Source organism: Aliagarivorans marinus DSM 23064, assembly GCF_000429485.1.
In the GTDB taxonomy this organism is placed as follows: Bacteria; Pseudomonadota; Gammaproteobacteria; order Enterobacterales; family Celerinatantimonadaceae; genus Aliagarivorans; species Aliagarivorans marinus.
The window spans coordinates 1-26,320 of sequence record NZ_AUBY01000025.1; the positions used below are offsets into that span (position 1 = coordinate 1).

The 26,320-nt window shown below is 51.4% G+C and carries 20 protein-coding genes, 1 rRNA gene and 1 pseudogene; 14 read left to right on the forward strand and 8 right to left on the reverse strand.

Annotated elements, in window-relative coordinates; translation table 11 throughout:
* Window positions 1–145 precede the first annotated feature (145 nt).
* From rrf to G461_RS0111550, 4 genes are all read left to right on the forward strand, one after another.
* Window positions 146–261: ribosomal RNA gene (gene rrf / locus G461_RS0111535) — 5S ribosomal RNA — on the forward strand.
* Window positions 262–1,027: 766 nt separating this feature from the next.
* Window positions 1,028–1,789, forward strand: a complete 762-nt coding sequence (locus tag G461_RS0111540) for a flagellar basal body L-ring protein FlgH (RefSeq protein WP_026957829.1) — start codon at window positions 1,028–1,030, stop codon at window positions 1,787–1,789.
* A gap of 20 nt (window positions 1,790–1,809) precedes the next feature.
* Window positions 1,810–3,012 (forward strand): flagellar assembly protein T N-terminal domain-containing protein, encoded by a 1,203-nt coding sequence (locus G461_RS24035; protein ID WP_245587172.1) that lies wholly within the window; start codon window positions 1,810–1,812, stop codon window positions 3,010–3,012.
* A 14-nt stretch (window positions 3,013–3,026) separates the two neighbouring features.
* Window positions 3,027–3,641, forward strand: coding sequence for a hypothetical protein (locus G461_RS0111550; protein ID WP_026971945.1), 615 nt, complete (start codon window positions 3,027–3,029; stop codon window positions 3,639–3,641).
* Between the two features lie 47 nt (window positions 3,642–3,688).
* Here the strand turns inward: G461_RS0111550 and uvrA are convergent, their stop codons facing one another.
* Complete coding sequence (gene uvrA, locus G461_RS0111555) at window positions 3,689–6,517, reverse strand: excinuclease ABC subunit UvrA (protein WP_026971946.1); 2,829 nt, start codon at window positions 6,515–6,517, stop codon at window positions 3,689–3,691.
* A 160-nt stretch (window positions 6,518–6,677) separates the two neighbouring features.
* On the opposite strand from uvrA, the gene G461_RS0111560 reads away from it, so the two are divergent.
* The 3 genes from G461_RS0111560 (at window position 6,678) to G461_RS0111570 (ending at window position 9,202) form a co-directional block, all read left to right on the forward strand.
* Entirely contained in the window at window positions 6,678–8,033 is a 1,356-nt protein-coding gene (locus G461_RS0111560; protein WP_026971947.1) for an MFS transporter, read from the forward strand.
* A 112-nt stretch (window positions 8,034–8,145) separates the two neighbouring features.
* The gene (locus G461_RS0111565) at window positions 8,146–8,760 is read left to right on the forward strand and encodes a single-stranded DNA-binding protein (RefSeq protein ID WP_026971948.1); all 615 of its coding nucleotides are present in this window, start codon (window positions 8,146–8,148) and stop codon (window positions 8,758–8,760) included.
* 130 nt (window positions 8,761–8,890) lie between these two features.
* Window positions 8,891–9,202, forward strand: coding sequence for a putative signal transducing protein (locus G461_RS0111570; RefSeq protein ID WP_026971949.1), 312 nt, complete (start codon window positions 8,891–8,893; stop codon window positions 9,200–9,202).
* A 22-nt stretch (window positions 9,203–9,224) separates the two neighbouring features.
* On the opposite strand, the gene G461_RS25530 is transcribed toward G461_RS0111570, so the two are convergent.
* Together G461_RS25530 and G461_RS0111580 are read right to left on the reverse strand one after the other, a co-directional pair.
* A complete protein-coding gene (locus tag G461_RS25530; protein ID WP_051333524.1) occupies window positions 9,225–9,932 on the reverse strand; it encodes an NAD(P)H-binding protein in 708 nt (235 codons plus the stop codon).
* Window positions 9,933–9,935: 3 nt separating this feature from the next.
* Complete coding sequence (locus G461_RS0111580) at window positions 9,936–10,697, reverse strand: S1 family peptidase (RefSeq protein ID WP_026971950.1); 762 nt, start codon at window positions 10,695–10,697, stop codon at window positions 9,936–9,938.
* A 96-nt stretch (window positions 10,698–10,793) separates the two neighbouring features.
* Here G461_RS0111580 and G461_RS0111585 point away from each other — a divergent pair, with 96 nt between their 5' ends.
* The 3 genes from G461_RS0111585 (at window position 10,794) to G461_RS24045 (ending at window position 13,894) form a co-directional block, all read left to right on the forward strand.
* Complete coding sequence (locus G461_RS0111585; RefSeq protein WP_026957820.1) at window positions 10,794–11,648, forward strand: ThiF family adenylyltransferase; 855 nt, start codon at window positions 10,794–10,796, stop codon at window positions 11,646–11,648.
* Window positions 11,649–11,809: 161 nt separating this feature from the next.
* Window positions 11,810–12,775, forward strand: coding sequence for a THxN family PEP-CTERM protein (locus G461_RS0111590; RefSeq protein ID WP_026971951.1), 966 nt, complete (start codon window positions 11,810–11,812; stop codon window positions 12,773–12,775).
* 144 nt (window positions 12,776–12,919) lie between these two features.
* Window positions 12,920–13,894: a PEP-CTERM/exosortase system-associated acyltransferase gene (locus G461_RS24045; RefSeq protein WP_084429163.1), complete on the forward strand. Its 975-nt coding sequence runs from the start codon at window positions 12,920–12,922 to the stop codon at window positions 13,892–13,894.
* On the opposite strand, the gene prsT is transcribed toward G461_RS24045, so the two are convergent.
* The 3 genes from prsT to G461_RS0111610 all read right to left on the reverse strand — a co-directional run bounded on the left by prsT (window position 13,871) and on the right by G461_RS0111610 (window position 18,933).
* A complete protein-coding gene (gene prsT, locus G461_RS0111600; protein WP_026971952.1) occupies window positions 13,871–16,621 on the reverse strand; it encodes an XrtA/PEP-CTERM system TPR-repeat protein PrsT in 2,751 nt (916 codons plus the stop codon). The genes G461_RS24045 and prsT overlap by 24 nt on opposite strands.
* A 138-nt stretch (window positions 16,622–16,759) precedes the next feature.
* A complete protein-coding gene (locus G461_RS0111605; protein WP_051333525.1) occupies window positions 16,760–17,758 on the reverse strand; it encodes a polysaccharide deacetylase family protein in 999 nt (332 codons plus the stop codon).
* A gap of 2 nt (window positions 17,759–17,760) precedes the next feature.
* On the reverse strand, window positions 17,761–18,933 hold the full coding sequence (locus G461_RS0111610; RefSeq protein WP_026971954.1) for a carboxylate--amine ligase: 1,173 nt from the start codon (window positions 18,931–18,933) through the stop codon (window positions 17,761–17,763).
* Window positions 18,934–19,290: 357 nt separating this feature from the next.
* Between G461_RS0111610 and G461_RS24050 the strand changes: the two genes are divergently transcribed.
* The 4 genes from G461_RS24050 to G461_RS26625 all read left to right on the forward strand — a co-directional run bounded on the left by G461_RS24050 (window position 19,291) and on the right by G461_RS26625 (window position 22,989).
* Window positions 19,291–20,433, forward strand: coding sequence for a glycosyltransferase (locus G461_RS24050; RefSeq protein ID WP_051333526.1), 1,143 nt, complete (start codon window positions 19,291–19,293; stop codon window positions 20,431–20,433).
* Window positions 20,433–20,981, forward strand: a complete 549-nt coding sequence (locus G461_RS0111625) for an arsenate-mycothiol transferase ArsC (protein ID WP_026971956.1) — start codon at window positions 20,433–20,435, stop codon at window positions 20,979–20,981. The genes G461_RS24050 and G461_RS0111625 overlap by 1 nt, the downstream gene beginning before the upstream one ends.
* A gap of 613 nt (window positions 20,982–21,594) precedes the next feature.
* Complete coding sequence (locus G461_RS0111630) at window positions 21,595–22,512, forward strand: IS5 family transposase (RefSeq protein WP_026971957.1); 918 nt, start codon at window positions 21,595–21,597, stop codon at window positions 22,510–22,512.
* A 93-nt stretch (window positions 22,513–22,605) separates the two neighbouring features.
* Complete coding sequence (locus G461_RS26625) at window positions 22,606–22,989, forward strand: acyltransferase family protein (protein WP_425393823.1); 384 nt, start codon at window positions 22,606–22,608, stop codon at window positions 22,987–22,989.
* A 1,698-nt stretch (window positions 22,990–24,687) separates the two neighbouring features.
* Here G461_RS26625 and G461_RS0111645 read toward each other — a convergent pair.
* Together G461_RS0111645 and G461_RS0111650 are read right to left on the reverse strand one after the other, a co-directional pair.
* Window positions 24,688–25,608 carry a glycosyltransferase family 2 protein gene (locus G461_RS0111645; RefSeq protein ID WP_026971959.1) on the reverse strand — a complete coding sequence of 307 codons (921 nt, stop codon included), beginning with the start codon at window positions 25,606–25,608 and terminating at the stop codon, window positions 24,688–24,690.
* A gap of 17 nt (window positions 25,609–25,625) precedes the next feature.
* Window positions 25,626–26,267: pseudogene (locus G461_RS0111650) on the reverse strand (heparin lyase I family protein); the annotation flags it as partial.
* Window positions 26,268–26,320 lie beyond the last annotated feature (53 nt).

Sequence of the window (26,320 nt, forward strand, 5' to 3'; positions counted from 1 at the left end):
GTTGAGCTAACCTGTACTAATTACCCGTGAGGCTTAACCATACAACACCTAAGGGGTGTTGTTGTTCACCTAGACAAGAAATGCTTGTTTGAACTCTGATTTAAATCTTTATCCTTATCCGAATTGCTAAAGACACCGTTTTTTGCCTGGTGGCAATAGCGTTGTGGAACCACCTGACTCCATGCCGAACTCAGAAGTGAAACGCAACTGCGCCGATGATAGTGTGGGGCTTCCCCATGTGAAAGTAGGTCACTGCCAGGCACCCAATAAGAAGGCCCTGCTCATTGAGCGGGGCCTTTTTGCATTCAGCGCACACTAAAATGACTAGCTTTGGCATGGGGAGCAGGTAGAAAGCGCGCCCGTGGCGCAACAAACCCCATGTGTAAGTAGGTGAGGCGCAGCGCGCCGAACGCCAGGCGGAGACAATACCTCTGGTATTGGCTCCTACTCACCAAGTGCAGCAGACCTACTGCATACACAACACATCAGCCCACAGGGTGGGCCGTCCAGCGCGCAGGCTCGAAGCGCTGCTTCTCGAAACCCCTGCTCCTCCCCCATGTGAAAGGCTTCGCTGTATCTCAATAGAATTAGGTCTCCAACCGATTCTCCTTACAGCGAGTAGCCACTAAATGAACAAGATCGTTAGGCTTTGACTACTTCGATTTTCATGCTGCTTCGTCAAAAACCATCAACTAAACACTTCAAAACAGTAGCTCTTTTTGACGGGGCAAAAATTGCCGCTAGCGGCAGCTTATTTCCGCTTTTAAAGATTATTAATTCGATTGGTTAGTAAAACATCATATTTCTCCAGTCATGATCAACAGAAAGTCATTTCAACTGAAAAAAAGCTAGTGAATAATATTTAATCATGCCAAAGCGGGGTTGTGGCATCTATATTGCTTTCCGAATGGGCAAGTTATGCATCGAGCCAAAGTGACGGATATTTGTCCTTACCCCTCAACACTGGGCTATCGAATGCGAATAAAAAAGCCAGAAATATAACGTTCATTCTCAGAGGAAACGCGCAATGAAGCACATGTTGATGTTGGCACTTAGCAGCGTCTTGCTGATAAGTGGCTGTAGTACCATTGCCGATGGTGCCAGCCAAGTTAGTGAAGGGGCGCAAAAACGCGAAGATAACCGGGAACGGCAGGTGACCGTCTCTACCGATCAGCGCTCGCCGATCCCCGATGATCCATTCTATGCACCGGTCGAGCCGCGTCCGACACCCGCCGATATCATCGTCACTGGCTCAGTGTTCAACACCGGCTCATCGCGCAGTTTATATAGCTATACCCCTCCATTCTCCTTGGGCGATACCATCACGGTATTACTGCAGGAAGAGGCGTCAGCGACCAAGTCCGCGACCACTCAGATGGGGCGCAACAGCTCTTATACCTTGGACCCTATCGGTGTGCCGGGTGGTAACCTGTCGATTAATGGCAAGGTTATTGAGCTGGATATGAATCAGGAGCAGGACTTCGATGGCAGCGCAGGTTCTGATCAAAGCCACCGCTTGAATGCGCGGGTGACCGTGTCGGTGGTGGATATTCTGAGTAACGGCAATTTAGTCGTACGTGGCGAAAAATGGCTGGTTATTAACAACGGTAAAGAGTACCTGCGTTTTACCGGTATCGTTAGGCCGCGTGATGTGAGCGAACAGAACACGGTGAACTCCTATCAAGTTGCCGACGCGCGCATTGAGTTTAGTGGCACCGGAGACCAAGCGGATACCCAAACCCAAGGTTGGATGTCGTCGTTCCTCAACGGAAGTATGTGGCCATTCTAAGGCTCAACTAGTAGTAGCTTATGTTGAAAAAAATCTTAGTTGCCTGCTGTCTGTTGTTATCTCTGCCACTCCACGCGGTTTGGTATGAAGGAGAGGGGCAGGCCATGATCATGAATGGCGAGGTTGAAGTGGCCCGCCGCAAGGCCATTCAAGAAGCCTTACTGAATGTGATGTACCGCGGTGGCGCCAGCGTGCGCTCGCTGCAAGAAGTGCGCTCAGGGATATTGGAAACCGACTCGTTAACGGTGCGGACTAATGGTGAGATCCACGACTTCCGGCTGCTGCATGAGAAGATCGAAGACAACATCATTACCGTGACCATTAGTGCCGATATCTTCCCGGTCAACATGTGTTCCATCGATGACTACAAGAAAACCTTGTTTGTTGGCCCCTTCGATATCAAGAAGCTGGAGCATGCCCAGCTAGGCGGTATTTACCGATTGGGTGAGGAGATTGCGCACCGACTGCACCGACAACTGTCCTCCCACAGTCAGCGATTTGATACGCGCCATCTGATGACTCGCGCAATTGCGTTGGGAGGTCGCCATACCCGGGATCTAGAGAGTCAGGTGTTGGAGATCGCCCGCACCATCTCTCAGGATTACGATGTGCAGTTTGTTACCGTTGGTCGGATTTTGGACTTGTCTCACCACAACGAAGTAAGTACCAACTTTCTTGGGCTTTCTTCTAGCGAGAGGTTACGTAACTTTCATATTCGTCTAATGGTGGTCGATGGGATCCGCGGTGAGATTGTGCTGCGTCGCGACTATAGCTTCCAACAAGAGTGGCCCTACGACGTTACCCTCAAGCTAGATGTGAGCGGCGAAACCTTCTGGCGGACCCACTATGGTCAGGGCATCGAGATGGTCATTGGCAATATGGTGCGCGATCTGGAAAGCGAGCTGCACTGTAAACAGAGCCTGGCCACTGTGGTCAGCGTGTTTGATAACCAAGCGGTAATCAATCTGGGGTACTCCAACGGGGTGCGCAAGGGCGATAAGTTCCGCTTAGTGCGTCGGCAGCACCTGATGTATCAAACCGGCCAAGTTGGCGGTCCGGTGTTTAACGACGATGAGATAGTTCTCGAAGTAGTCGCCGTACAGGCAGATCGAGCGGTTCTGACCACCCATGATTTTGCCGATATGGCCAACTTGCAGATTCGAGACGTTTTGGTTGCTGTGAACGATATCTACCCCCACAGCGGCATGTATGTAGAGCAATAATCGAGGAGAAGACAGTGAGTGATACGACTTCAATCGGTGCAGCCCAGGGGACACAGAACCAGGCATATGCACCGGCTGCAAACTCGGCTAGCGAGGCTCAGAAGAGCGAAGATGGCAAGTTTGTTAGCATGGTAAAAGGGCTATTCAAAGGCAAGGAAGAAGCCGAGCCTGCCGCTGAAGAGTTGCAAGCGGCACAGGCTGCGGATAGTAACAGCAGCAGCGATACCGATATCGACCCAGCCTTGTTACAGGCGGCGATTGCCGGCGCCACTGGCGCTCAGGTACTTAGTGAGAACGCACTGAAATCCCAGATGCAGGCACAGTTTGAAGAGCTGGGCGAAGGCATTGGTCAAGCCATGATGGATGGCTTGGCGGGTAAAGACAGCGCCACTGCCACTGGAATCGGAGTTGTGCCCAAAGATAGTACCACTGAGGCAGCGACTACCGCGGTAGTACAGCCTACGCAAAAGCAGGTGGAAGTGGCGAATGCCGTGACCGATAACGTGGCCACCGTGACAGAAGGTAAGGCGGAGCAACCGAGCCAAGCCTCTACCCTGGCCGATGCGCCTAAGCTGGCGACCAATAGCGAACTGCAACTAGAAGACGATCTGTTAGAAGAGCTCTCCTAGTTGCAGCAGCCAAATAAACCCTATGTATTAAGCCCTACTTGCTAATCCTAAGGCTTAATCATAGGGGCCAAGAAACGAGCCGTGTGAGAGCGCGGCTCGTTGACAATTTCTTCCGGCGTACCCGCCACCAAGATTTCACCGCCTCCCTTACCACCTTCCGGCCCAAGGTCGACAATCCAGTCTGCGGTCTTAATCACATCCAAGTTGTGCTCGATAACCACAATGGTGTTGCCGTGATCGCGTAGGCGATGGATCACATTAAGTAGCAGCTGAATATCGTGGAAGTGCAAACCGGTGGTAGGTTCATCGAGAATATACAGCGTTTTACCGGTATCACGTTTACTTAGCTCACGGGCCAGTTTAACCCGCTGGGCTTCACCGCCGGACAGGGTGGTGGCTGACTGTCCCAGCTTGATGTAGGTTAGGCCCACGTCGATCAGGGTTTGTAGCTTGCGGGCGATAGCCGGCACCGCATCGAAGAAGGGGCGAGCCTCTTCCACGGTCATCTCCAACACCTGATGGATGTTCTTACCCTTGTACTTAATCTCCAAGGTTTCCCGGTTATAGCGCTTGCCCTTACAGGAATCACAGGGCACGTAGATATCCGGCAGGAAGTGCATCTCCACCTTGATAACCCCATCACCTTGGCAGGCCTCACAGCGACCACCTTTCACGTTGAAGCTAAAGCGGCCGGGTTTGTAACCGCGCGCTCGGCTCTCTTGTGTGCCAGCAAATAGCTCGCGGATCGGGGTAAAGATGCCGGTATAGGTGGCTGGGTTCGAGCGTGGCGTACGGCCAATTGGGCTTTGGTCGATGTCGACCACTTTGTCCAGCTGATCGAGCCCTTCGATACTCTTGTAAGGCGCAATGTCTTCGCCTGCCGCACCGTTAAGTTCCTTGTGGGCGATGCGATAGAAGGTATCGTTAATAAGCGTCGATTTGCCGCTTCCTGATACGCCAGTCACGCAGGTGAGCAGGCCCAAAGGTACCGATAGGTCGACACCTTTCAGGTTGTTGCCGGTAGCCCCCTTGAGCTCAACCCAACCTTTGTCTGCTGGATTACGAACCTTAGGCACCTCGATAGCACGCTCGCCAGATAGGTACTTGGCGGTAAGTGAGTCTTCACTGTTAATGATTTCAGGCAGGCTGCCTTGGGCGATCACCTGACCGCCATGCACGCCAGCACCCGGGCCGATGTCCACAATATAGTCGGCGGCGCGGATAGCGTCCTCGTCGTGTTCGACCACAATCACGGTATTGCCCAAGTCGCGCAGGTGGTTAAGGGTGCCCAGCAAGCGCTCGTTGTCGCGCTGATGCAAACCAATCGACGGCTCATCCAGCACATACATTACGCCCACCAGGCCGGCGCCAATCTGACTGGCCAAGCGAATACGCTGCGCTTCACCGCCCGATAGGGTATCGGCGCTGCGCTCCAACGAAAGGTAATCCAGGCCAACGTTGACCAGGAACATCAGTCGGTCGTTAATCTCTTTTAAGATCTTGTCGGCAATCTTGGCGCGCTGGCCGGTCAAGGTCAGCTTCGCGAAGAACTCCAATGCTTCACCAATCGACATATGAGTGACCGTTGGCAGGTTGGTCTTGCCGATAAATACATGGCGGGCCTCTTCGCGCAGGCGGCTACCGCCACAGCTAGGACATTCCTGATTACTGATGTACTTAGACAGCTCTTCGCGTACCGCATTCGATTCGGTCTCTTTATAGCGGCGACGCATATTAGGAATCACGCCTTCGAAGGGATGCTTGCGCACGGTCACATCGCCGCGATCATTCATATAGGTGAATTCGATGTTAGTGCGGCCCGAGCCCTGCAGCACCACCTTACGGTGTTTGTCGCTGAGTTCCTGGAAGGGCGTTTCAGGTGCAAAGCCATAATGCGCTCCCAGCGACTTGAGCATCTGGAAGTAATAGAAGTTACGCTTATCCCAGCCACGGATAGCGCCGCCCGCCAGGCTAAGTTCTGGGTTGAGAATCACCTTGGATTCATCAAAGAACTGATCAACCCCCAGACCATCACACGCGCTACAAGCACCAGCGGGGTTGTTAAAGGAGAAGATCCGCGGCTCCAGCTCGCTCATGCTGTAGCCACAAATCGGACAGGCGAAGTTGGCCGAGAAGAGCTCGACGGTCTCGCCGCTGTCCATATCGGCAATCATGGCGATCCCTTCGGCCAGCTCCAGTGCCGTTTCGAACGATTCGGCTAAGCGTTGGCGCAGGTCATCGCTGGGGCGAACCTTAAAGCGATCGACCACTACTTCGATGTTGTGCTTTTTGTGCAGCTCCAAGGTTGGCGGATCGCTCAGGTCACACACCTCGCCATCGATGCGGGCGCGAATAAAGCCTTGTGCCGATAAGGTTTCCAGAGTCTTAACATGCTCACCCTTACGATCGCGCACCACTGGTGCTAGCAGCATCAGCTTGCTGCCTTCTGGCTGCTCCAGCACCTTGTCGACCATCTGCGACACGGTTTGCGCGGCGAGCGGCTCATCATGGGTGGGACAGCGCGGCTCACCGACCCGGGCGAACAACAGTCGCAGGTAGTCGTAGATCTCGGTAATGGTGCCCACGGTTGAGCGAGGGTTGTGTGAGGTCGATTTCTGCTCAATCGAGATCGCCGGCGACAAGCCTTCGATATGATCCACATCGGGCTTTTCCATCAGCGATAAGAACTGGCGGGCATAGGCTGAGAGCGACTCAACATAGCGGCGTTGACCTTCGGCGTAGAGGGTATCGAAGGCCAATGATGACTTTCCTGAACCAGACAAGCCGGTGATCACGATAAGCTTATCGCGCGGCAGAGAAAGCGAGATGTTTTTCAGGTTGTGGGTGCGGGCACCGCGAATATCAATGCTGTCCATGGGGTCCTGCGTGTGACTATTTGAGAGCGAAGCAAACCATCAGTATCGCATAACTTATCGGACAAAGGCTAAGTGTGAGTGTGATATAGCAGATGTGTTAAAAATGCTAACTAAAGTGTGCTAGCATCGTTGCCAGTTTACGGAAAGACAATCGCAGTTAATGACTTCCTCTTCTTCATTCAATGCTGCTGAGCGACGCGGCTCAGTATCTCTCGCCTTGCTGTTTGCCCTGCGCATGGCAGGCCTGTTTATGTTGATGCCGGTCTTGGCGACCTACGGCGATCATCTGGCGGGCTATTCACCCCTGTGGATCGGTATTGCCATCGGCTCTTACGGCTTTACTCAGGCGATGATGCAGGTGCCGATGGGCATGTTGTCTGACCGGATCGGGCGCAAGCCAGTGATCATTGCCGGCTTGGCCTTGTTTGCCTTGGGATCGGTGATTGCCGCCATGTCTAACTCTTTGTACGGGGTTGCATTGGGCCGGGCATTGCAGGGGCTGGGCGCTATCGCCAGTGCGGTAATGGCCTTGGCGGCGGACCTTAGCCGTGAAGAGCAGCGCGCCAAGGTGATGGCGGTGATTGGCGTCAGCATTGGCTTGTCGTTTGCGGTGTCCTTGGTGCTGGGGCCAGTGCTATCGGCCTATGTGGGGCTGTCTGGGATCTTTTGGCTAACTGCGCTGCTCGCGATACTGGGAATGGGCGTGGTGAAGTGGGGTGTGCCCGATGTCACCACCCATGCACCGAAAAGCGAGGTCACCGCTTCGCGCGGCAAGATGCGTGAGCTACTTAAAGAGCCACAACTGTTACGCCTTGATTGGGGGGTATTCTGCCTCCATCTGGCGGTGTCTGCGCTGTTTATTAGCTTCCCGCTACGTCTGTTAGAGGCCGATGTGGCTGCCGCTAGCCACTGGAAGGTCTACCTGCCCACGGTGCTCATCTCCTTTGTGTTGATGATCCCGCTGTTGATCATGGCGGCCAAGCGGCGTCAGCAACGTGGCTTCTTTTTGTTCTCCATCGGTTTGATGCTGCTCTCACAGCTTGGCTTGTTGTTCTCGCCATCGCTGTGGGGGCTGGCCTTGGTGTTGGTGCTGTTCTTTGTTGGCTTTAACTATATGGAAGCCAGTATGCCCGCCTTGCTATCGATGCTCTCTCCACCGGGCTACAAGGGCTCGGCCTTGGGGATCTATTCTACCACTCAGTTCGCCGGTGCCTTCGTCGGTGGCGGTTTGGGTGGCTGGGTAAGCCAATACTGGGGCGCTGACAGCGTGCCGCTGCTGTGTATCGGCCTGTTTGTTATTTGGGGACTCGTGGCCTGGGGGATGAAGTCGCCATCGGGGGTGAAGTCCTACACGCTCAGTCTCGACAACGCTCAACCCGAGGCGGAAGTGTTGGCCAATCTGCGTAAACTGCCCGGTGTGTTGGAGGCGATTATTATCTCCCAAGAGCGCACCGCCTACCTAAAAGTAAACAGCCAAGTCTTTGATCTTCAGCAGGCTCAGGCACTTGTAAAATAAGCACAGTGAACGGGCGCAATTTATTCAGTTTCAGACGTGGATCTGAGGGATTCAGACGCGTATGATAGCGGGTCAATTTGCACGAAATTAAGAATCGAGAGGAGTAGCCGAGATGGCCAGTCGTGGCATAAACAAGGTAATTTTGGTAGGCAATTTGGGGCAAGACCCCGAGGTGCGTTTTATGCCCAATGGTGGCGCTGTAGCCAACATCACGATTGCTACTTCTGAAAGCTGGCGTGACAAGCAAAGCGGCGAGCAGAAAGAACGCACTGAGTGGCACCGCGTAGTGCTGTTCGGCAAGCTGGCCGAGGTCGCTGGCGAATACCTGAAAAAGGGCTCACAGGTTTACATCGAAGGCCAACTGCAAACCCGTAAGTGGCAAGACCAAAGCGGTCAAGATCGCTACACCACCGAAGTAGTGGTTCAAGGCTACAACGGCACCATGCAGATGCTGGGCGGCCGTCAAGGCGGTGGTCAGTTCCAAAACCAGGGGGGCCAGGGCCAATACCAAGGCGGTAACCAAGGTCAGCAACAAGGCGGCTGGAACCAGCAAGCGGCACCTGCAGCGGCTGCGGCAGCAGCTCCGGCGGCTGGCGGTTTCAACCAACAGCCTCAGCAGCAAGGCGGCTTCAACCAACAGCCAGCTCCTGCGCAGCAGCAGCCACAATCAGCGCCTCAACAGTTTAATGAGCCGCCAATGGATTTCGACGACGATATTCCGTTCTAAGCGATCTGATGCGCTAAACCGGTATTTTTTGAAGAGCCTCGCACCGCGGGGCTTTTTTATATCTGAAAGAGGCGGTTACATCGCACCGAGCAGCTATGCTCAAGAGACTATCGCTTGTTGGAACCACTGAATGAACTACCGCTCGATTTACAACGCCGCCAATATGCTAGAAGCCAATCTACTCAAAGGCCTACTGGAAACCCACGGGATTGCTGTGCTGCTGAAAGGCGATGGGCTGGTGGCTGCCGTAGGTGAGCTGCCCACATCCGCATTGGAGGTGTCGCTTTGGGTGAAGGCCTTCCAGCAGGATTATGCCAAGGAGCTATTGAACGACTACGAGCAGTCGAGCGAACGCGAGTGGCGCTGCCCTTCCTGCGACGAGATCAACACCGACGCCTTTGAGCATTGCTGGCAGTGTCAGCATCCCCGCAGCTCTTGTTAACACATCAGTTCTTCTTAACATATCAAAACGCTAGTTGATTGATTTGATAGGGTGCGTAGTGGCGAGTGCCTGGGCTGGGAGCCAACGTTTCGTTAATCATCACTTGTGCAACCTGTCGCGCCGGGTTGGCCATCAGTGGCGAGCGCTGCCCGCCGCTGAGCTTGGCCAGCAGCCGGGTGAATGGCCGGCTGAGCTGCTCATCCCAGCGGGTAGCACAGTATTGCTCTCGTCCCAGTAGTGGGCCGGGGCGCAGTATCACCAAGGAGGGAAATTGCAGCTGCTGTAGCTCGCCTTCCATCTGCGCCTTAACCCTCAAGTAGCGGCTGGGAGATCGCAGGCTGGCCATGGTGGATGACACCACTATGCACTGCTTAACCCCAGCCGCGCGGGCACATATAGCGATCTCGACGGTAAGCGCCAGGTCGACCTGCTGATAGCTGCCCTTTGCGTGTTTGGAGGTACCCAAACATAGCCACAGGCAGTCACCTATGATCTGCGCTTGCCAGCGCTGCGGTGTTTGCCAGTCGACGACATTAATCTGTAGGTTTGAGGTCTCTTGGCTTGAGGTATGCCGGTCAGCGCTCAACGACGCGGGTGGGTGGCGGTAGAGTGCGTTGACTGTCAGGCTATCGGAGTACTGCGCTGCCAAGGCCAGCAGATTCTGGCCGATCAGCCCCGAGGCCCCCGCTAGCACCACCTGTTTTGGCGCGGCAGAGTTGGCTTCAAGCACCGTCTAGTTGGCCTGTTTCATCAGCTTGATCAGGTGCTCCACCGGAATGGCGTAAGTGATCGCGCTGGGATCTTTTAGCACTGCTTCGCGGGTGGTTTTAACCAGCACCTTGTTGATCACCGCCACCACCTCACCGGTGTCCGGGTGGTAGAGCGGACTACCGCTATTGCCAGGGTAGGCGGTCGCATCCAGTTGATAGATTTGGTAGGGGTTACGCATCTGGGCAAGTTGCGCAGCATTAAGGTCTTTGGCGGTTCTGGCGGGGATCACGATCGGCGAGATCGCAGAGATGATCCCGCGGTGAGTCACCGGGTGCAGGCCCAGCACAGCGCCAATCGGGAAGCCGGTAAAGGCATACAGCTCGCCTTCGCGCACCTTACGGGTAGAGAGCTGCATGATGTTATCGAAGCGGATGTCGTTGACCCGGAGGATCGCCAAGTCATGACGCACATCGTTAGCTACTAACTCGGCGGGGATCGCCTTGGCTTGGCGGGCATGTCCCACCAACACCACCAACTGGTGTTCTTTTAGGGGATCGTTGAGCGGATCATCACGATCAACCACGTGGGCGTTGGTGGCAACCAAGTTTGGCGCTATCACAAAACCGGTGCCGGCGATCTGAGCGCGGGGGGATGCGAGGCGATCGTAAGTGCCTATGCCAACTACCGCGTCTCTGATATTGTCAATGGTGTCAGGGAGTGACGCAAAGCCCGGATTAGGGAGCAACATCAATACTAATAATAGGCCAATAAACCATCTGGACATGGTGCCTTCCTGTTGGCAGTTTCATTAGTCTTGGTTTTTACTATACACGAAGTTAACCATTGGTCACGGTCAGCCGTGGATGAGAAGGGATGCTCTATGTTCAATTACGAAGATGCTTTTTCGCGCAATATCGGATGGGTCACTGAGGCCGAACAGCAGGTACTGCGTGGCAAACGGGTAGCGATGGCGGGCGCCGGAGGCGTGGGGAGTGAACACATCGTTACGCTGGCTCGCTTGGGTGTGGGTGCATTCAATATCTCAGACTTTGACGAATACGAGGTGCACAACTTCAACCGCCAGGCCGGTGCGTTTATGTCGACGGTGAACCAGCCGAAGGTCGAGGTGATGGAGCGGGTATGCCGCGATATCAACCCCGAGGCCGATATCAAGGTATTCGGCGAAGGGATCTTCGAGCACAATGTCGATGCCTTTCTCGAGGGGGTTGATGTCTACGTTGATAGCCTCGACTTCTTCGCCCTCGACGCACGCAAGCTGGTGTTCCGCAAATGCAAAGAAAAACGTATCCCAGTGGTAACGGCCGCCCCGCTCGGTATGGGCTGTGCGTTCCTGTGCTTTATGCCCGACGGCATGGACTACGAGGAGTACTTCTGCTTTGAAGGCTGCAAAGACGAGAACGAGCAGTACCTGAAGTTCCTGATCGGCCTCTCTCCTGCCATGCTACAACGCCCTTATTTAGTCGACCCTAGCCGTGCCGACTTCCATGCCAAGAAAGGCCCCTCGACGCCGATGGCGGTGAAGATGTGTGCCGGGATCGCCGGTACCTACGTGTTAAAGATCCTGCTGGGGCGCGGCGACTTGGTATGCGCACCTTACGGCCTGCACTTTGATGCCTACCGCAACCGTTTTAAGAAGACTTGGCGACCAATGGGCAATCGCAATCCACTGCAGAAAATCGTTTTTCAGATCGCCAAGAAAGTGGTGCTCAAGTAATCGCTCAAATCCGTGCTTCGAAGTTGTCAGCAAATTTTACATAGTGCCTAGATGTGAGAATCTAAAAACCTGTAACTCACTGATAAATAAAATATAAAAAAATTGGCACTGCGCTTGCTTTGTATACAGCGCTTGGCTTTGACAACTCTTGGGATGGAACAATGAATAGATTTAGATTGATTAGCTTTGGTGTCGCCGCTTCGCTAGCTGCGTCACAAAGCCATGCGGTATTGATAACCGAGTGGGATTATCGTAACGATGCCGGATTTTTGTCGTTCGAGAATACGAACGAAAACCCTGCCGGAATTACTCCATCTGGCTTAACTGCTCTTGGCGTCGATTACTCCGGTCCACTTGCTTTTGGACCTACATTAGATGGTCTTCCAACAGGCTTGAGTTGGGGGAATGGAGGCGACCAAAGTTCATTAACATTGGGGTCTTCTACAGGAGTATTTGGTGATGAAGGCCGCTTGGACTCTGTTACACCTGGAGGTATCTCGGGGACTGTGTTCACTGGGGGGCCTGCTGTCGATGGCGTTGGAGTCGTACACAGTAACTTTGCTATTCCACAGGGGTCTGAGACTCTTGGTAAAGCAGTTGTGCTAGATGGTTTAGAACTGAGCGTTGCCGAACCGGCTGCATATGGGCCGCTTGATTTTGCTGCGCCGACTTTAGCATTTGGTATCTATTTTGAGGAGACTTTCAACGGCATAAGTAGTAATTGCCCTTATGGCGATGGGAATCCTGCGTGTGAGGACTTATTTGTTATTACTATTCCTACTGAGGCAGAAGTAAGCGTAGATGTTGACGCTGACACTTTCGAATTTAGTGTGGATTTTCGCTTGGATAACGATCCCACTACTGAGCTAGGCCAGTATGAGTACACCATTACTACTTTACTTCAAGGAGTAGATGTAATCGGATTTGACGCAAACTCCGAACAGTGTACCAACGCAGGTATAGCTGTAGATACTGAGTGTTGGGGATTCTTGACCGAAGAAGGTCAGGACAACTATTTGGCAGCGTCTTACCGCATTACTGCCACCGACGTTACAGAGCCTGCCACACTTGCTGTCTTTGGCTTGAGTTTGCTGGGTTTGGCGGGCGTTCGTCGCCGTCAAGCTTAATACGCTAACCGCCTGAAGTCGTAGTTGGTTGGACGTAAATTAAAGCGCAGCAAGTCTGCGCTTTGTTTTTTCTACTAACTTTAAAACAAACCTGCTGTTCCAAGGAGTTGGAATAATCATTGAGATGGATTCTAAGGGGCCTGCATGATCAAGAATAAATACATTAAAACGTTGGCCGCCACCCCGGTGATTGGTGCGGCAGTTAGAGGCGGCATTTCGCTCATCGTTAAGCGTGAAGCGAAGTTGATTGCCAAACACTTCTCCGAGTATCTTCAACCGGTCGTTGCGTTTAAACCTGAGATGCGCAGCGAAGCATTCCGGATCCGCCATGACGTCTATTGCGAGGAGCTCAAGTTTGAGCCTGAGCGCGAAGACAAAATGGAGCAGGATGAATTTGATGAATATTCGCGTTTTTGCCTGATCCAGCATCTGCCATCGAACAACTACGCAGGCTGTGTGCGCATCGTTTCGCCACATGCCAGTGCCAATGAAGAACCACTACCGATTGAGAAGTTCTGCTCCAATGCCATCGAAGGTGCTCGTCACCATCCTTCTCAGTTCGACCGCAGCGAGATCTGCGAGATTTCGCGCCTGGCTGTCAGACCACAGTTCCGCCGTCGTAAAGCGGATAAGTTTGATGGTGCCGCCCACGGTGCGATTAACGAGCAAACCTACTCTGAAGAAGAGCTGCGCTGTTTCCCATTCTTAGCGATTGGTCTGTACCTGTCTTGTGCGGCTCTGGCCGTTAGAAACGGTATCAACCACGCTTTTGTGATGATGGAGCCCCGCTTAGCGCGCAGCATGAGCTTTTTGGGTATCAAGTTTGAACAGCTTGGCCCAGCCATTGATTACCACGGGATCCGCGCGCCCTATTACATTAGCGCCAAGATGCTAACCCGCAGCTTGCCGGTGGGCTTTCAGGCCTTGATGAAGAACATCGATGATGAAGTGGGTAAAGGCTGTATGGCTGCTCGTGAAAGCCTGCCACAAGATGACTACATGCGCCGCATGTACGTGCCTAAGCAGAAGAAGATCTGGCTTCCCCATGACCAGCGGCTACAACTGCCGGAACATGGCCATGGGAAATCACCAATTTTACTGACTGAGTCGTTCAAGTAGTTCTTGCTTGAGCTGTTTGTGAGCCTCTTGCTGAGGCTCTAGCCCCGCCAACTGCTGCGAAGCCTGCTCGGTTTGCTCGGTCGCGATCAACGCTTCCGCCAGATGTAGATGAATCTCCACATCCTCTGACTGTGCAGCCGCTTGCGTCAGTAGCTCTACCGCACGAGTCGCGTCACCGTTTTTCAGCAGCATGTAGCCGTAGGTATCGATAATCGCAGGATGCTCACTCTGTTGCTGATAGGCGCTCTCGGCATAGCTGAGAGCTTGCGCTACATCGCCAGCCTGCTGGTAAGCCCAAGCCAGATTATTAAGGGCGACAACATCATCCGGACGCTGCTCTAGCAGCTTCTTGTAGTTGGCAATGGCGCTATCTGGGTTTTCTTTGATTTCCAGCTCGGCCAGCTGATAGCGCAGGGCGCCAGCTTCATCGCCAAACTGATCAAGGGAGCTTTGCAAGAAGGTGATAGCGTCTTGCTGGCGCTGCTGATTGAGCAAGGATGCCACGTAGTAGCGCGCCGATTGCAGGTTGGGGCGCTGGTTAAAGGTATCGATAAACGCCTGCTCTGCGTTCGCCCAATCCCGTTGCTCGAAGTAGATTAAGCCCTTGCGTTGCAATACGGTGGGGTGAGCTTGTTGTTGCTCGCTAAGCGCACCCAGCGCCTCAATTGCACCGTCAAAGTCGCCCTTGCCTTGCAGCAGTTGGGCCTTAATCAGCGGGATCCGCGGATTGTTGGCAAACTGACGCTCGGTCTCGGTGATAAGCGTTAACCCCTCGTCGAAGCGCTGCTCCATATTCATCAGCAGCAGGTTGCGCAGGTGGGCTTGCAGCGACAGTGGCGTGGTCTTCAGCCATTGTGCATACACCTCGCGGGCCTGCTCCAGTTGTTGGTTACGCAGGTGCAGATCGCCCAAGCGCAGCCAGTGGTTGTTGGTACGCAGGTTGGCGGGGATCGACTCGAACAGGGCAATCGCCTTGTCGTCGTCGCGGTTTTGGATATAGCCCAGCGCCGCCTGCTCTTGCAGAGAGGCGCTATCGGGTTGCTCGGCCATTTGCTGTTCAACCAGCGCAATATAGTCAGGCAGTTTTTCGGCTTTTACCGCAAGGCCCAGCAGGGTGCGAGCTACCACCAAGTTATCAGGGTTTTGCTGCTTTAGTGCGTACACATCGGCAAAGGCCTGATCGGTGTCGCCTTGTTCTGATTGCAGGGCGTACAGCCCCAGTTTGGCCGCTAGGTCCTCTGGGTTGGCATCGAGCAGCTGTTGATAGCTCTGCTGCGCCTTATCCAACTGCCCGAGCTTTTGATAGGCGTTGGCTTGCAGCAGCACCAAGGGCTGGTAGTTGGGATTGCTGTCTAAAGTTTGCTCGCTAACTTCTAGTGCTTTCTTGAAGTCCCCTCGTTGAGTAAGGGCATATGCGTAAGCGAACTGCAATGATAGCCTGTTGGGCTGCTCTTGGGCTTGGTCTCTTAACTCTACAAAAGCATCGGTGTCGCCATTTTGGATTTTCAACAGCTTAAGTCGCAACTCAGAACGAGCATCACCCAGTTCTGCGCTTTTTTCTAGCAATACTGTACCAGCTTCGCTGTGGCCGAGCTTGTTTAGCTCGTTGCCCATAAGAGCTATAAACTGGGAGTCCTTATTGTCTGAAATGCTGAAATCCTCTAGAGAGGCTACAGCCTTATCAAGCTGGCCAAGGCGGAGCTGAGTTGCGACTAGCAAGCGTCGTACTGTTTGGCTTTCCGGCTTTACCGAGATTAATTTTTTCAGCTCAGGTAGCGCTCTCTCATACTGCCCTAAACGGAATGCTGAAGCCCCTGCAATTAAACGAGTTGGCCAGTGATTCATACCAGTGTCAAGTGCAGTGCGAGCATGGCTGTAAGCACTTTGATAATCATTACTGTGGTAACTAACTTGTGCTTTTAGGATATTGGTACCAAGGTGTTTGGGTGCTCCCTGCAAAAGACGGTTAATAGTTGGTTCAGCTTCGGAGAACTTTTCCTCTCGCACTAGCGACTGAGCAACATAAAGAAGCCTTTGAGCATCTAGAGGGCGAAGTTGAGAAGCTTTTTTATAAGCTATTGTCGCTTCTGGAAGCTGGCCTTTTGCAGACAAATAGTGTGCTCGTATAAGCCAAAGCTCTGGGTCTTCCGGTTTGTTGGCGGTTAGGTCTTGAAAGGTTCTCTCTGCCCGTTCATGTTTTTTCTCGATAACGTCGAGGCTAGCACTAGCTAAGCGCACATAATGGTCTTCAGGTGCGAATTGCATAGCATGCTGTAAAATAAACTTTGCTTCATCTAGTTGGTTGTTTTGTAAGAATGCCAAGCTTTGTAGCCCAAGTAATGTGCCATGATGGTCACTGCTTTTTGCGGGATATTGCTGAAGTAAAACTTCGACTTCATTGTACTGTCTGCTAGCTAAGAAGTTTATTGCTAGCGCTAGTAAATAGGAGTCATTATCTGGGGCTAACGTTAGGGCTCGGCCCAGCTCTTTTTCGGCATTGGCGTAGTCACCTTGGCCAAGGTAGACCTGTCCAAGCTGGTAGCGAACCGCGGGGTTCTCAGGCTCTTTCTTGGCGGCGTTCTTGAGTTCAATGATGGCGGCAGCAGGGTTGTTCTCTGCCAGGTAGCTGACCGCTTTTTGCTGGTGGCTTTCCACGCTGTCACTGCAGCCGGTGATGAATGCGCCAACGATCAGGCCTAAAGCTAAGGTGCGCGTAATCCGTTTCATGCGTGCTCTTCCTAAGCGAATGTTATAAAAACATTAAAAATATAACCCCTTCGTCGGGGAAAGTCGCGTGCTGTCGGGTGCTAATTCGCCCTCAAGCGCGCTGCTTGTAAGGTTTTGTCAATGTTCCCGTGCCTGCTGTTACAGCCGAGTACTAAGTTTGGCATGGAACAGGGCGGCACTTTTGCTCATATCATCGTGCAAGGCGATGCGCTTGAGATGATGCAGCGGCAGTGGTTCGCTGCTGCAGTTGCTGCCATTCTCGGTGGATACCGCCGCCAGATAGTGCTCCGAGGCCAGCGCTTTGGCTGCGGGCGTGATATCGCCATTGGGGTAGCAGAACAGCTCAATGGGAATAGCGAATTGCTGCTCCAAACTGCGCTTACTCTCTATCAACTCTTTGTGCAGTTGCTGTTCGCTGAGATCAGAGTGCATCCGGCAGTGGCTGGCGGTATGGCAGCCGAGCTCCATTAAGCCGGAGTCCAGCATCTCTTGCATCTGCTGCTGATTGATGATGTCCGGCTCGGCCGAATCGAGTTGCTCCTGAAAAGGCGCTAGGGTTTGATGGATATGCTCATCGGGAAATAGCTTGAGCTTGCTGATTAGCTCAGCCAGCAGCTCGTTATCAATGGGCGAGGCGTTGCCCTCGCTGAGATTGAGCTGGGTAAACAGCGGCTGAGAGAGCAGGGCTTGGGCGTTGCTCGAGCGCAGTAGTTTAAGGATTTGATTGGGCCAGAACGGCGCGGCCTTGCCCAAGATATCGCTGACCGCAAACAGGGTAAATGGTGCCTGCTTGGAGCGTAGGATTGGGAAGGCGTATTGATAGTTATCCAGCCAGCCGTCGTCAAAGGTGAGCGCCACACAGGTGCCCTTGGGCGGGTTGCCGCTTTGGTAGGCCTTTAGCCAGTCGCCCAGTTTGACGATGGTATAGCCGGAGCGGCGCAGCTGGTCGATATGCATCGCCAAGGTGCGTGGGGTGACCATCATGCCCGGCTCTTCGAGGCGGGCGCGTGGGTCATCTTTCGGCAGTACCCGGTGATACATCAAAATCAGCAGCTGGGATTCGGCGCGGGAGAGTTGCCAGCGTGAATACAGCGCCAGACCATGCACGTAGAAGTACTTCAATATCGTCTTAATCATTATCAGTGCTTCCCAATCAGCTGGAGAAGATACTGCCAGAGCTCAAACTTGGCAGGACCGAGATCATCAAGGCGGTTCACCTCGTGTTTACGTTGCGAGAACTTAGGCAACAAGAACGCTGCGATACGACGCAGCTTGGCCATCGCGCTGTAATTGGAGGACTTTAAGCAGATGTATAGGCTGTCCAGATCGCCAAGCAGCCAGCGCAACTGCTGGCCCTGGCGATAGGCCGGCTGCGGCGGTAAAGCAGCAGCACTCTCGCCCGCCAGCAACAACTTAGGAAAGTCCACACCAGCATCGATGGCCAGCTGCAAGGAGCCCCAAAAACGGGTGTTCACTTCCATCAAATAGGCGGTGCCATCGTCGCCGATGCGAAACTCCACCATGGCCACGCCATGCCAGTTGGCATCATCCAATAGTTGTTGCGCCGCGGCCAATAGCTGCGGGTCGGCCGCGCGGCTTTCGCTAAGCACACTCACTCCGCCACCGGGCGGTTTCTCACGTAGTCGACAATGGGCGAAGTGGGCCGCCATCCGCCCGCGTTGGTAGTAACAGAAGATCCCGCCGCCATGGCCGGGAACAAAGGCCTGCAGCATAAACGGGTGGCCCTGAAAGTAGGGCAGTTGCAGCGCCTGCTCCAGCTGTTGTGGATTGTGAATGATATGTACCTCGGTGCTCAGCCAGTGATCGCCTTGGTAGATACGCGACAGGTAGGGCTTTAGCACACAAGGAAACTCGCAGCTGCTGCTATCGAGCTCGCTGGCATCGTTGAGGTAGCGGGTTTCGGGCACGGCCAGCCCAAGCTGTTGGGCGCGCTGGGTGAGCTGCACCTTGTCGCTTAGCTGGGTGACCACCTCAAGCGGTGCGAAGGGCATGGCTAAGTCGGGGAGTTGGGCTTGATGGGCCAGCAGCAGGCGGCTGCTGATCTCTGTCATCGGAAGCACCCAGCGGTATTGTCGCTGGGAGAGTTGTTGGGCCAGCCAGCCAATAAACGCCAAGGGCTGCTCGGCCGGTGAGGGCGATTGCAGATAGTCGCGACAGTGGCGCGAACACCCGGCGAGCGCTTGCGCGGTGTCGTCGGCGCAGTCGATCTGATAATCGCCTGTGGCGCCCAAACTGCGGGTGACGGCCAACGCGCTGCGCTGGTTGGCGTCTAATACGAGGATTGCTTCCATGCTACCTTCTTTTATACCAATCTACATAAGTAACTGTTCATTCTTGCTGGTTAAAATCATTGATGACAGCGTCAACGCTTTTGTAATTAGTCCACTAGTTACGGCAAGCGCCTCCTTGTCCTCAATGATTTTCCCTGCGCAATATCTGAACATTAACTTATCCAGATTGGTATTAGATTCTCGTCCTAGCTTAAATACCTTATTTATCAGGTACAAGCAGTATTCGCTGGGAGGCTAGCAGATCCTTGTGACAGTATGAATAGGCAGCGCGGCGCGCCACAGTAGATGTGGTTTCTCAATTTTGCTTAGGCTAAGCTAGGGCTACTTAGCAAGTTAAGGATGACCGCTTAAGTAACCATGACCACCATCATGCACCTGATAGACACCACCGGACCGGGCGGTGCCGAAGATGTCTTTATTACACTGGCAGACCAGCTCCGCCATCACCAACTCGACTCCTTGGTGGTGATCCGGGGCGAAGGCTACGTGGCCGATACCCTGCGTGCGCGCGGCCTGGAGCCGGTGATCATTCCCGCCAAGGGCAGCTTCAATGTGAAGCTGGTATGGCGGCTGGCACGGTTGGTGCTCAAGCATCGGGTCTCGCTGATCCAATCTCACCTACTCGGCTCCAATGTTTATGCGGCCATTACTGGCTTAGCAACCGGCACACCTGTGGTGGCCACCTACCATGGCATGGTCGACGTCGCGCCCGACGAGCGTTTCCGCTGGCTTAAGCGCACCATGATGAAGTGGGGAATCAAGCGCTATGTGGCGGTCAGCGACAGCCTGAGCCAGCGCATCCAACAGCTTGGCTTGCTCGATGCCATACGCACTCGGGTGATCTACAACGGCATTGATGTTGCGGCCTATGCCATCGAACCATCGAATGCCCTACGTGAACAACTACAGATCCCTGCCGATAGCCTGCTGATCGGCGCACTGGGCAATATTCGCCAGCCCAAGCGCTACGATGTGTTGCTCGACGCCCTTGCCAAATGCCACGGCGAGCGCCCGGTAGTGCTGGCAATTGCCGGCGATCCCAAGGCCAAGCTTATCGACGCGCTGAAACAGCAAGCCAAGGAGTTGGGGCTTGAGCAGGTGCACTTTCTCGGCTTTGTTTCTGATACTCCAGCCTATCTGGCCGGGCTGGACCTGTTTGTGTTGTGCTCCGACTCCGAGGGCTTTTCCATCTCAACCATCGAAGCGCTGGCCTGTGGCTTGCCGATGGTGCTGACCCGCTGCGGCGGCCCCGAGGAGATCATCGGCGACAGCCGCGAGCTGGCGCACTTTGCCAGTCCGGCGGACAGCGATGATTTGGCGGCCAAGCTGACACAGGCCATGCAAGCTATCGCTAAGGGTGACACGCGCAGCGCTGCGGCTCGGGCCTGGGTTACCCAGCGCTTTTCCATGGAGGCCATGCTGGCGGGGTATTTGTCGGTGTATCGTGAATTAGGTGTGGATTGTCAGGTACCACAGCTTACCGCCGAGGAGGGGCGTTAATGATTACAGCCCATATTCAGGACCATTACGGGTCCAAATCGGGACTACTCAACTTTAGTATTCACCAATTGCAGCTGTGGCTGGGGCGCTATCGCCCGGCCCAAGACCTTACCCAGATCAAGCGCTTGGTGTTTATCTGCAGTGGCAATATCTGCCGCAGCCCCTTTGCTGAGAAGGTGGCGCGGGCCAAGGGCTTCGATGCTATCTCCTTTGGTTTGGACTGTCGTGGCGGCGATGCTGCCAACGAGCGCGCCACCGCACTCGCCGGGGCGCATCAGGGATTGATGGAGCAGCACTGCTCGCAGAATCTACGCGACTATAGCGCCCAAGCGGGCGACCTGCTGTTGGTGATGGAACCGGAGCAGCTCACCCGCACCAAGGCACAGTTACCCAACAGTGAAGTGGCGCTGTTAGGCTTGTGGTGTAAGCCTTCTATAGCCTATCTGCATGATCCTTACACTGCTTCGGAGGCGTATTTTGAACGTTGTTTTAGTTGCGTTGAAATCGCCGTCACCAATTTAATAGCGAGAATTTATGCAGCTAATTAATGAGAGAGTTGAGGTTGGGGAGCTGACTATGTTGTATTTCTTGAGGCTGTGCCAAGTATATAGCACAGGAGATGTTAACCTACAGCGTCTTAGTATTGCTCTCAAGAACCTTTAATGAAGGCACTTAAGTGGCTGTTCATAACACTATATAGTAGCAATATTGTTTTAAAGGCTATCCAGAATCGATAGACGTTGATTCGGCAGAATTAGAGATTGTACAGAAAATTTTCGTTACATCTGAAAGACTGATGGTTGAATGCTATCACGCGATGCAAATTGTGTTAGGTTACTACTACTTTAATTAGCTAGGCTCCAGAAATGGAATGCCTATGATTTTCTTTATGTGTTAATTCTATCGCTACTTCTCCATTGCTTTGTGGAGGTTTGTCATGTGCTGAATTAGACGTTGGTTATAAGGTTAGATTAATTGGCGATTGAGGATAAGCAAGGTAGTGAGGAGTGTATGAAAACAGGGTGTTTAGATAGCCTAACTTGGCTTAGAGGTATAGCCGCATTTTTCGTTGTTGTGTCACATGGCGTTGTTGCCTAAATCGAGTTGAACCATTTTGCTCATCTGCGATCTGATCGTTAAACCCTACTATCAGGTCGCATCATGGGTACAGCCAAGGGCAAAATCACCAACTGGACGCAATACAACCAAGCCTTAAACCAAAGAGGTTCGTTAACCTTTTGGATGGACGATGCTGCTATCAAGCATTGGTACAACCAACACCCTTCTGGTCGCCGAGGCCGTAGCAATACGTACAGTGACTCAGCCATCAGCACCGCGCTCATGATTAAGGGCGTGTTTAAGCTACCTCTGCGAGCGCTGGAAGGATTTATCAACTCGATATTTCGTCTGATGGATGTTGACCTCAAGTCGCCTGATTATAGCTGTATCAGCAAGCGAGCTAAGACGGTTGAAGTTAACTATCGCCTACGTTGTAAGGGGCCTGCCAGGCATATCGTGATTGATGCAACGGGGTTGAAGGTCTTTGGTGAAGGTGAATGGAAGATCCGTAAGCACGGCAAGGAGAAGCGGCGCATATGGCGCAAGATGCACTTGGCCGTTGATGTCGACACTCATGAAATAGTGAGCGCAGTAGCTTCACTCGATAGCGTGCATGACAGTGAAGTACTCCCCATACTCATTAACCCACTTCGTCGCAAGATAGCGCAAGTCTCCGCCGACGGTGCCTACGACACAAAGCATTGCTACGCCTTGCTTCAGCGGAAAGGAATTACAGCCACCATTCCACCCAGGAAGAATGCCGGGTATTGGCGTGGTGAACACCCACGAAACGCGGCCGTAGATGCGCTTAAGGCCGGGCAGTTAGCATCGTGGAAGCATGATAGTGGCTATCACGAACGGTCTCTATCAGAGACGGCTATGTATCGTTATAAGCAACTCATTAGCGGCAAACTGAGCCTGCGCGATTACAATGCGCAAGTTGGAGAAATCATGGCTAGCGTAGCGGCGTTGAACAAAGTGAGCAGGCTAGGTATGCCTGTTCGTCAGGTAGCTGGATAAATCGTAGAACAGCACAGGGTTACTGCGCTCCCTGTACTGAATTGATCAACAAGGCCGTGTCACATTCATTTAGAGCAACCGAACAAATTTTTTATAAGGGGGCGCGAATTCACTGCGCCACTATTAAAATATTTCGACGCGGGTAGTTTTGGGGTTTGCCTGTTCTTTGCACTAAGTGGTTGTACTTTGTATATAAGTAATGGTGAAAATCTTGATGGTTGTGCTGGGTTTGTCGATTTCTTCATTAAGCGGTTGTTTCGGATTTGTCCTTTGTTTGCAATGTCGATTTTAACTTATATGGTCTTTAGCTATTTATTATCTTTAGTTTGTGTCGGTGGGGATGAACTTTGGATCGCCGGAATGCTCAATCCCTATGAGATAAAAGACGTAATTTCCTATCTTTCATTGACTCACAATATAACCGGACCAAATGGGCTATTTCAAGGTCCTTATTGGTCATTGCCCATCGAGTTTTAATATTATTTGCTATTAGCGTTGTGTGTATACTTTATGCGTTTCAGGTATGTGGGCGTGCTTTTCCCTCTGTTTTTTTGTTGTTTCTCTATGGTATATACTTTCTTGATCTGATTTCTTTTGACCGCAATGATTTTTTCGCCTTGGTTGCTCATTATTTGGTGAAGTACTCTTGGCAAGAGTAATGGATAAACGCTGGCAGTTACTATCACCTGTATCAGGTGTTATAGGGGTTGTATTGGTTATTGATTTGGTTAATCAGCTGTCTAGCGGTTTCTTAGAGATTCCCGACGATATCCCCTTCCTTTCAACTAGCTGGAATATCTACTGCTTAGGCTCGTTGGGATGTATATTTTTTGCTTAAGTATTCCAAATACTAAAGAGGGACAGTGCGCTTACGGTTGCTATCAATATATGGGAGAATCTCTTACAGTATCTACGTGTTTCATATGTTGTTCGTAGCGATAGGCACCTATATCGTTATGTCGTTAGGTTTAGTTGGGCTTACGAAGTTGTGGGTGGTATTCCCGATTACCTTAGTTGGTAGTTTTATGCTTTCCATCGTGACTTACCAGTACATTGAGAAATGCTCAATTTTGTGGGGGCGTAAGGTGTCAAATTGGCTGGTCGACAAAGGATAGCTCTCCAATGTTAGCTAAGAAATCGTTAACATGTTCTACTGTGCTAGTGGTTACCTTCTTGCTTGGAGTTTTGATCAGCCTTGCAGCTCAACGCTTGGGTATTGAGCCGTTTAGACAGCAACCTAACTATAGCGAGATTAGGGCTCGAGTTGTGAGTAACCGATTATCCCATATCAACATGCAGCAAGAGCATTGCTATGATGCAGTCTTTTTAGGAGATAGCCTCACTGGACAAGCAAATTAGTCTGACTATCTCCCTGAGATTTCTATTGCTAATCAGGGTATTTCAGGTGATGTAACTGGAGACATTTTGAAGCGCTTGGAGTTATCTGAATCAGTATGTGCAGATAGGGTATTTCTTATGATTGGGATCAACGATCTGCTTCGTAACTATGAGAATGAAACTATATTAGAAAATGCAATTTACATTTTCCGGTGATTGTCAAATGAAAAGAGAGTTATAGTTCAGTCTATACTTTATGCCGCAGAGTATGAGAGTGAACTTAATCAAACAATTGCTAGGTTGAACGAGCAGCTTAAGGATGCTACATCAGAAAACGACCGGGTTAGCTTTCTAGATGTGAACGCAATTATTAGCCCTAGTTATACTTATACAAGAGATGAGCACCTGAGCGACAATATTCACCTGAGTAGCGAGGGATACCGAGGGTGGTCCACCGCCATTCGAGCAGCGTTGTTGCCTAAATCGAATTGAAGCATCTTGCTCACCTATGATCTGATCGTTAAGCCTTATAACTACGATTGCATCATTGGCATATACTAGGGATGGTCACTTCCCTATTAAAGTGACAGTTCCCGCCAAGGAAGAATGCCGGACTTTGGCGTGGTTATCATTCATGAAATGATGTAGTACTTTTACATCTAGCTTAATTGTGTATTACGGGCTGTCTCCTACTATTTGACGCTAGTTTGAACACTGGTGATACTGATACAGATTTAGGATTGTAATATTTAAAGAGACTCCATGACAAGGTCTCAGTTATGAGTCCGTTACAGAGTTTACCATTAAAAATTGTGGCTAGGTATTACATATGTCCAATTATTTTCTCCTTACAAATCCTTTCTTAACGAATAAAGAAAAAAACCTAGCAGAGTAGTAAATAAAAAACAGTAATAACTTACCAACATAGTCCACAAAACCCATCACTTGATACTTAGAAACAACACTGATGCTAAGAAACAAAAAATAAGCGGAAAACGTAATGAAAAAACCTGACGTTTTGTCTGTGGCAAATAGACAAATCAAAAAAACCAAAAAAAGTGCATTAAGTGTAGAGGCTAGAAAAACCTTGGATGCTAACATAGTATTTAGAGTATAAGTATCGCCGATACCATGCCAAACCTCTCGCCGCCAAAAACCAAGTAAATCATGAGGGTTTCCTTCATGATGAACAAAAAAATTTGGATTATCTATAATCTTCCCACCTAGCTTCTCCATTCGATAGCAAAGATCGACATCCTCACCTGTGACCTTATTCCTATCGAAACCATTTAGCCTAAGGAATGCCTTGCGACTAATAATGAGGTTCCCACCGTTTATATAGCTTTTTTTGGTTTTATTGCCAGTAAGCCAGTAACGTTCTACCCAACTAGGGGTCGTGGACAAATCATACTCTGTTCCTGAAATGCAATTTGAAGAGAGTAGCTCTTCGAAGTTTGAACTCAAAGCAGTGGACCACTTAGGGGTGACTATTACATCTGCATCAACAAAGACTAAAATTTTTCCTTTAGACCTTTCCTTACCCACATTTCGAGCTTCGGATACCGTCACCCGCTCTTCCAATCTAAAGAGAGAAACAGGGAATTTATGTACGATTAGAGAAGTATTATCTTCAGAAGCATTGTCAATGACTATAATCTCCGAACTTAAACCTGAAGGAGAAAACTCAAGCAAAGCCGTCAGACAACTAGCTATATGCCTAGACTCGTTATATGCTGGAACAATAATGCTAACATCCATATTAATAATTCCTAAAATTAGTCACCTATTCTAGCATAGCCGCCATCACCTAATGTATTGGGTGGAGATGAACCTGTTGCTATAACCAAGTTGTCAATGAATGCACTATTACTAGGTGGGGATTCATTGTTCCAATAAGTGAAAATATATATTCCATCCAATTTTCCACCTTGAGGAATTGTAGGAATGTCGGTGCGGTCAAAAATGAGTTTTCCATCCATCCATACTCTAAATACTCCATCCCCATAAAGGCTGTGTGGGACATCATCTACATAAATATATACTTCAAAGTTAATCCACTTATCTCGAGGGATGCTATCTACTGGATATATTTCCCAGCGGTTATGCCCTTCTTTAATGGTTCTGTATGTGTAACTATAATCACCAATACGTTGAATATAAACATCATTGTAACCTCCATTCTTACCATCCTGTTTGCTAGTGTGGAATCTAATGAACTTCATCCAAGGGGTTGCAGAGAACTCAAATTCTGCAGGCCATAATATAGAAAAGCGTAGCCATATTTGATCTCCTTTCCTAAGTTCTGGGTTAATTGGAATGATTCCTCCCCATCGACCAAACCCTCCTCCGTCTCCTTCATTTATTTTCATTTCAACAGAAAAGAGCCCGCTTTTTGATACTTTATCGCTAACCCTAGTCCGTCCAGCAGATTTGAAAACATTAGGCCTGTCCCCTGGTTCATAATCTTCAA

Bases quoted from the DNA above. Each gene is read 5' to 3' on its own strand.
- G461_RS0111540 (WP_026957829.1), top strand. From the start codon at position 1,028: ATGAAGCACATGTTGATGTTGGCACTTAGCAGCGTCTTGCTGATAAGT.
- G461_RS24035 (WP_245587172.1), top strand. From the start codon at position 1,810: ATGTTGAAAAAAATCTTAGTTGCCTGCTGTCTGTTGTTATCTCTGCCA.
- uvrA (WP_026971946.1), bottom strand. From the start codon at position 6,517: ATGGACAGCATTGATATTCGCGGTGCCCGCACCCACAACCTGAAAAAC.
- G461_RS0111560 (WP_026971947.1), top strand. From the start codon at position 6,678: ATGACTTCCTCTTCTTCATTCAATGCTGCTGAGCGACGCGGCTCAGTA.
- G461_RS0111565 (WP_026971948.1), top strand. From the start codon at position 8,146: ATGGCCAGTCGTGGCATAAACAAGGTAATTTTGGTAGGCAATTTGGGG.
- G461_RS0111570 (WP_026971949.1), top strand. From the start codon at position 8,891: ATGAACTACCGCTCGATTTACAACGCCGCCAATATGCTAGAAGCCAAT.
- G461_RS0111580 (WP_026971950.1), bottom strand. From the start codon at position 10,697: ATGTCCAGATGGTTTATTGGCCTATTATTAGTATTGATGTTGCTCCCT.
- G461_RS0111585 (WP_026957820.1), top strand. From the start codon at position 10,794: ATGTTCAATTACGAAGATGCTTTTTCGCGCAATATCGGATGGGTCACT.
- G461_RS0111590 (WP_026971951.1), top strand. From the start codon at position 11,810: ATGAATAGATTTAGATTGATTAGCTTTGGTGTCGCCGCTTCGCTAGCT.
- G461_RS24045 (WP_084429163.1), top strand. From the start codon at position 12,920: ATGATCAAGAATAAATACATTAAAACGTTGGCCGCCACCCCGGTGATT.
- prsT (WP_026971952.1), bottom strand. From the start codon at position 16,621: ATGAAACGGATTACGCGCACCTTAGCTTTAGGCCTGATCGTTGGCGCA.
- G461_RS0111605 (WP_051333525.1), bottom strand. From the start codon at position 17,758: ATGATTAAGACGATATTGAAGTACTTCTACGTGCATGGTCTGGCGCTG.
- G461_RS0111610 (WP_026971954.1), bottom strand. From the start codon at position 18,933: ATGGAAGCAATCCTCGTATTAGACGCCAACCAGCGCAGCGCGTTGGCC.
- G461_RS24050 (WP_051333526.1), top strand. From the start codon at position 19,291: ATGACCACCATCATGCACCTGATAGACACCACCGGACCGGGCGGTGCC.
- G461_RS0111625 (WP_026971956.1), top strand. From the start codon at position 20,433: ATGATTACAGCCCATATTCAGGACCATTACGGGTCCAAATCGGGACTA.
- G461_RS0111630 (WP_026971957.1), top strand. From the start codon at position 21,595: ATGGGTACAGCCAAGGGCAAAATCACCAACTGGACGCAATACAACCAA.
- G461_RS0111645 (WP_026971959.1), bottom strand. From the start codon at position 25,608: ATGGATGTTAGCATTATTGTTCCAGCATATAACGAGTCTAGGCATATA.